Source organism: Enterobacter sp. PTB (assembly GCF_051130085.1).
Taxonomy (GTDB): domain Bacteria; phylum Pseudomonadota; class Gammaproteobacteria; order Enterobacterales; family Enterobacteriaceae; genus Enterobacter; species Enterobacter ludwigii.
Genome location: NZ_JBDKEE010000141.1, coordinates 1 through 367 on the forward strand (window position 1 = coordinate 1; position 367 = coordinate 367).

3 tRNA genes are annotated in these 367 nt (G+C 53.7%); all 3 read right to left on the minus strand.

The annotated features are described in order from the left end of the window. Positions 1 to 2: 2 nt before the first annotated feature. The 3 genes from AAIR21_RS27990 to AAIR21_RS28000 all read right to left on the minus strand — a co-directional run bounded on the left by AAIR21_RS27990 (position 3) and on the right by AAIR21_RS28000 (position 263). Positions 3 to 78, minus strand: a tRNA-Lys gene (locus AAIR21_RS27990). Positions 79 to 82: 4 nt separating this feature from the next. Then, a tRNA-Val gene (locus AAIR21_RS27995) sits at positions 83 to 158 on the minus strand. Between the two features lie 29 nt (positions 159 to 187). Then, positions 188 to 263, minus strand: a tRNA-Val gene (locus AAIR21_RS28000). Positions 264 to 367 lie beyond the last annotated feature (104 nt).

Genomic DNA, 367 nt, shown 5'->3' on the forward strand with positions numbered 1-367 from the left:
ATTGGTGGGTCGTGCAGGATTCGAACCTGCGACCAATTGATTAAAAGTCAACTGCTCTACCAACTGAGCTAACGACCCGAAATGGTGGGCGATGACGGGCTCGAACCGCCGACCCCCTCCGTGTAAAGGAGATGCTCTACCAACTGAGCTAATCGCCCATTTCGGAACTGCTGCGATAAGATGAGAATGGTGGGCGATGACGGGCTCGAACCGCCGACCCCCTCCGTGTAAAGGAGATGCTCTACCAACTGAGCTAATCGCCCAATCTCAATACTTATCTACACTGCGAGTCTACTTAAGTAGATGGTGGGTGATGACGGGCTCGAACCGCCGACCCCCTCCGTGTAAAGGAGATGCTCTACCAACT